Here is a 4,057-nt window from a genome sequence, read left to right as displayed (position 1 = left end):
CGTATATATAAAGGGCAATTACATTCAAAAATTACGAATTACGAATTACGAATTACGAATTAGTTAAACGTTCCTTAGCACAGCGACAGATATGAAAGCAGATCAACTCCTGAAAAACTATGCCGCAGGTGTCAGAGACTTTACTGGCGTCAACTTGAGCGAGGTCAATTTAAGAGAAGCCGATCTCAGTGGCGTAATTTTAGATCGAGCAATTTTAGATGGAGCTAATCTGAGTCACGCTAATTTAACCGACGCCAGTCTGATTGAGGCAGACTTAAATGGGGCAGATTTGAGCAATGCCGATCTCAGTGGTAGCAACTTAAGCGGGGCAATTTTGGATGGAGCTATCTTGGATGGAGCAGCAATGGAAGGAGCTAATTTAAGTTACGCTGATTTGACGGTTGCTAAACTGATTGAAACTAACTTGAGTGAGGCGGATTTGCAGGAAGCAAGTTTGATAGCGGCGAATCTAGATGGAGCGGATTTAAGTGGTGCAGATTTAACTGTAGCTGACTTATCCCAGGCTAATCTCACTCAAGCAGATTTGAGCCAGACAAATTTGAGTGGAGCAAATTTGGATGGAGCCAATATAGAAGGAACTATTCTGGATGAGAATGTTTAATCTCGTTCTCATGCTTTGCATGGGAATGCTTTCATCTAGGCTGCGCTCTGCCGCCAGCAAGGGAGGCGGAGCCTCTAGGACGGCATTCCCAGTCGTAGACTGGGAACGAGACAATATGTAAAAGCTGGTTCTAGGATGGCTTTCACGTTAAGTTGACACCTATGAGCATTACCCCCTGGTCTATTTACCTGAAAATAGCTGTAAACTCGGAGAATCCCATCCCTTTTACCAACAAGTCTTTTAGAGTTGCAATGCGATTGTTTTGACTGACAATGCGATTGTTTCGACTAACAATGCGATTGTTTTGACTAACAATGCGATTGTTTCGACTGACAATGCGATTGAGATGAGAACTTGGAATATTGCACAACAGTCTATAACTTGTATGTACACACGATCTGCTTGCCAGAAAAAGTCAGGTGGATATATTTTCTATACACAAAGATACTACTGTGAATGTAAGTTTCTATTTGTTGACGAAGCCGATCGCGTGCAGATTCAGTTTGATGAAGAGTTTGCCCCCGATGAAGTCTTAGTTGATGCCTCTGGAAACTCATTTTTAAATAAACTCGGATTGAATCTAGCCACGATTTACAATTCCGATCGCGGTGATATGGCAGGCGATCGCTTTGTTGCCTGGACAAGCGCACATTACCATACCCAAATTTCTACTAACCGCATTTATCACTTACTCCTCACCCACTCTAAATTGGTTGCGTGGTTAGGGCCACTTCCCTTTACAGGTCGTTCTCTATTTACTCGGATTATCCGTGACCTAGTTGATCCACCTGAGATTCCTGTCTCAGCGAAAACAACAGCAACCTGAATGGTGGAGCGATCGCGATCGCATCTTGATTGTCGTGGGTAGTTACGATGAATCCGAATGGGTCACGTCTATTTTACAATCACGCTACCGTTTCGACGTAAACATCAACGATGACGGTATTGTTACCCTCCGCCGCGACAATGCTCCTACTCATCTTCATGGTATTTTGCGAAGCGAAATCCGAAATTTACAACATTTACCCACCCAGATTGTAGTTGCCCCTTTGATGGCTTTAGAGCGAGGTCACAACATTTTGAATGCTCAAGGCAAAGCTGCATTCGGTGCAGTGCTGTTCCTCAATAGACCTATGCCAATCCCTGATAACTGGCAATCTACTGTTCAGCAACTCAACGCTTGGGCACTGAAGCACGAAAAAGATTACACGCTGTACGAGGAAGCTCAATCAATATCAGGAAACCTAACCCTAACTCAGGTTGCAGATATCTTCTACCAGAATGCTGTTGCCGAAATGGTCAATCTGAACTATGCAGCATGGGCTTTTAAGCAATTAACACAAGACGAGCGATCGGTACTTTGCTGGACTCAGTTAGTAAGTATCTGGCAAATCATCGGGCGTTTGGTGCGTGGTGGTGTACCAGCAGTAGTCCATTTTGTAGATGTGAAATTCGCCCCAAATTCAGCCATTGACGAACAGGACAGCGAAGTTACTTCACTTTTGGTTGCCATCATCAAGGTGCTGGAACCCTATGTAGAAAGTGAGGATGTGCTGGCGCGAAAAACCTATTGTTTATCATCATTTATCAATTCGACATTGGCTGACTAAACCTCTGAAAGTACCTTATCCAGGCGTGAAAGCTCATATTGGTGATAACCATCGGTGGTTAGATGGCCAACGCCAACCCTTTTGCTTTATTCCACTGATGATGAAACGTTATGGAAAGGAAATGAAATGGCCTCAAGCCATCAGTAATCTTTTTTCTCTCAATGACTCTCAACTTCCTGACGCAAATAATTTCGTTTCTAACCCAAATCATAACTGGTCAGGTGTCAACACAATTCCTAGTGGTATCCAAGCTGCGATCGCCTACACTTCTAAATTAGGGGAACCACCCTGCTTTAGTGGTGTCAGTCCACAAGATTTGGCTAGTTTAGATCAAGCTATTGAAGCACGTCTCCCTGTTCAGAGAGTGGGTGAGGCTGAGAGGGTGACAGGTAACGTTTTTATTTTCTGGCCTTCAGAGAAACCCAAACAGAAAATTGTTCCTCTGCTTACTAATGAAGAAAACCAATCTAAGAAGCCTAAAAAAGCAAAGAACTCTGACGATCCAAATCATTCACACACCCCAATGCTGCGACCAAAACTAGCAGCACCAGCAGTATTTCGTGAAGCTGAAAATCCTCTTCGCACCATACTTGTTTTGTGGGAAACTCCACAATGTCGTGATGCACTGATTACTGAAATTTGCCAATTACTGTATTTATCACCTACAAACGTAGAAAATATTTATGAAGGATTATACGGTTCCCTGTGCATCAAGACTCAACACGTTGGCGACCTGACACAAAACCTGGAAATTAAAAGTTTCTCTGAAGTGAGGAAAACTTATCAACAGCAACGCCCTGATTTGTTAGCAGAACGCATTAACAACATTGCTGCATTTATACCCCAAACCAAAGAACTAAGCGGGGCCTTAATCGAAATCAGATCGAAACCTCCTGTATCCGAGGCTGATCCCAAGCTTGCATGGCGAATTGGAGCAATAAAAGCAGGCTATCTCACTCAACATATCCATCGAGTAACTTATACTACCAAAGCTGGTGAAGAAAAGCTGAAAAAATCCGGTTTGGAACCAGTGAAACGAGCAGTATCTGACTTGCTAAGACAATTCGGAATTTTGCCTGATACTCCTTTAATTAATTCTAAAAAAGATGGCATTGCTCCTGATGTTTGGTTAACGTGCTTTTATGTCCTACGCCGCACCCGCAAAACAAATTCAGAAAATATTCCTAAAACTGTTGTTTTGATGATTAGAGTTAATCCAATCACAGCAAAAGTAGAGTTAACAACCCCTGCTCTATTTCATAAACAAGGCTGGGTATCATATCCTGTCGGACTCGCACACCTTTCGGCTGAAGACTGGAATCCAAGCTCTTTTGATGAAAGCAATGAAGAAATTGATGATGCACAAAAGCGTTACGAGCAAACACAAGAACAACGGCTAATAAATAAATTTGTTGCTGACTGTTTGCAAGAGTGTTTAAATACTCCAATTACTGATAAGAAACCCCCGCGTGTGCTGTTCATGGTAGAAGCACAAAATGCCCGCAAAATGCTGAACTGGCTACAAAATCAAAATTTACTAACTAATGATCCACTGAAAGTACTAAAACACTACCTTTCACAAGAACAAATCAATCGTCTGTGGGTTGTGCGCTTACGAGTCGCAGATAATGGTGAAGTACCAGTTGCTATTGTTAAAGATTCTCCTGGGAGTCGAACCAGTGGAGTTTACCGATGGCAGGGTGTGTGTGATGATGGGGAGCGATCGCTTTACCTGAGCGTTAGAAAGCCTTTAAATACTGAAAAGCACATATTACGCACATGGCAGTCTCGTCTTGACAATGGCAGCAGGCAACCTGGAAAAGCC

At 42.9% G+C, this 4,057-nt stretch carries 4 protein-coding genes; all 4 read left to right on the top strand.

Annotated features, from left to right (window positions below; all coding sequences use genetic code 11):
* The first annotated feature begins 91 nt into the window (after window positions 1-91).
* Entirely contained in the window at window positions 92-622 is a 531-nt protein-coding gene (locus tag IQ229_RS16345) for a pentapeptide repeat-containing protein (RefSeq protein ID WP_194045441.1), read from the top strand.
* A 262-nt stretch (window positions 623-884) separates the two neighbouring features.
* Entirely contained in the window at window positions 885-1,448 is a 564-nt protein-coding gene (locus tag IQ229_RS16340; RefSeq protein WP_194045439.1) for a hypothetical protein, read from the top strand.
* Entirely contained in the window at window positions 1,402-2,232 is an 831-nt protein-coding gene (locus IQ229_RS16335; RefSeq protein ID WP_194045437.1) for a hypothetical protein, read from the top strand. Before IQ229_RS16340 ends, IQ229_RS16335 begins: the two co-directional genes overlap by 47 nt.
* Window positions 2,171-4,057 (top strand): RNaseH domain-containing protein (locus tag IQ229_RS16330; RefSeq protein ID WP_194045435.1); only part of this gene is annotated, 1,887 nt, incomplete at its 3' end. The genes IQ229_RS16335 and IQ229_RS16330, both read left to right, overlap by 62 nt.

Source organism: Nostoc cf. edaphicum LEGE 07299 (assembly GCF_015207245.1).
GTDB lineage: Bacteria > Cyanobacteriota > Cyanobacteriia > Cyanobacteriales > Nostocaceae > Nostoc > Nostoc edaphicum_B.
Note: the sequence above shows the minus strand (reverse complement) of the source record. Positions and strands in the feature narration are given on the sequence as shown.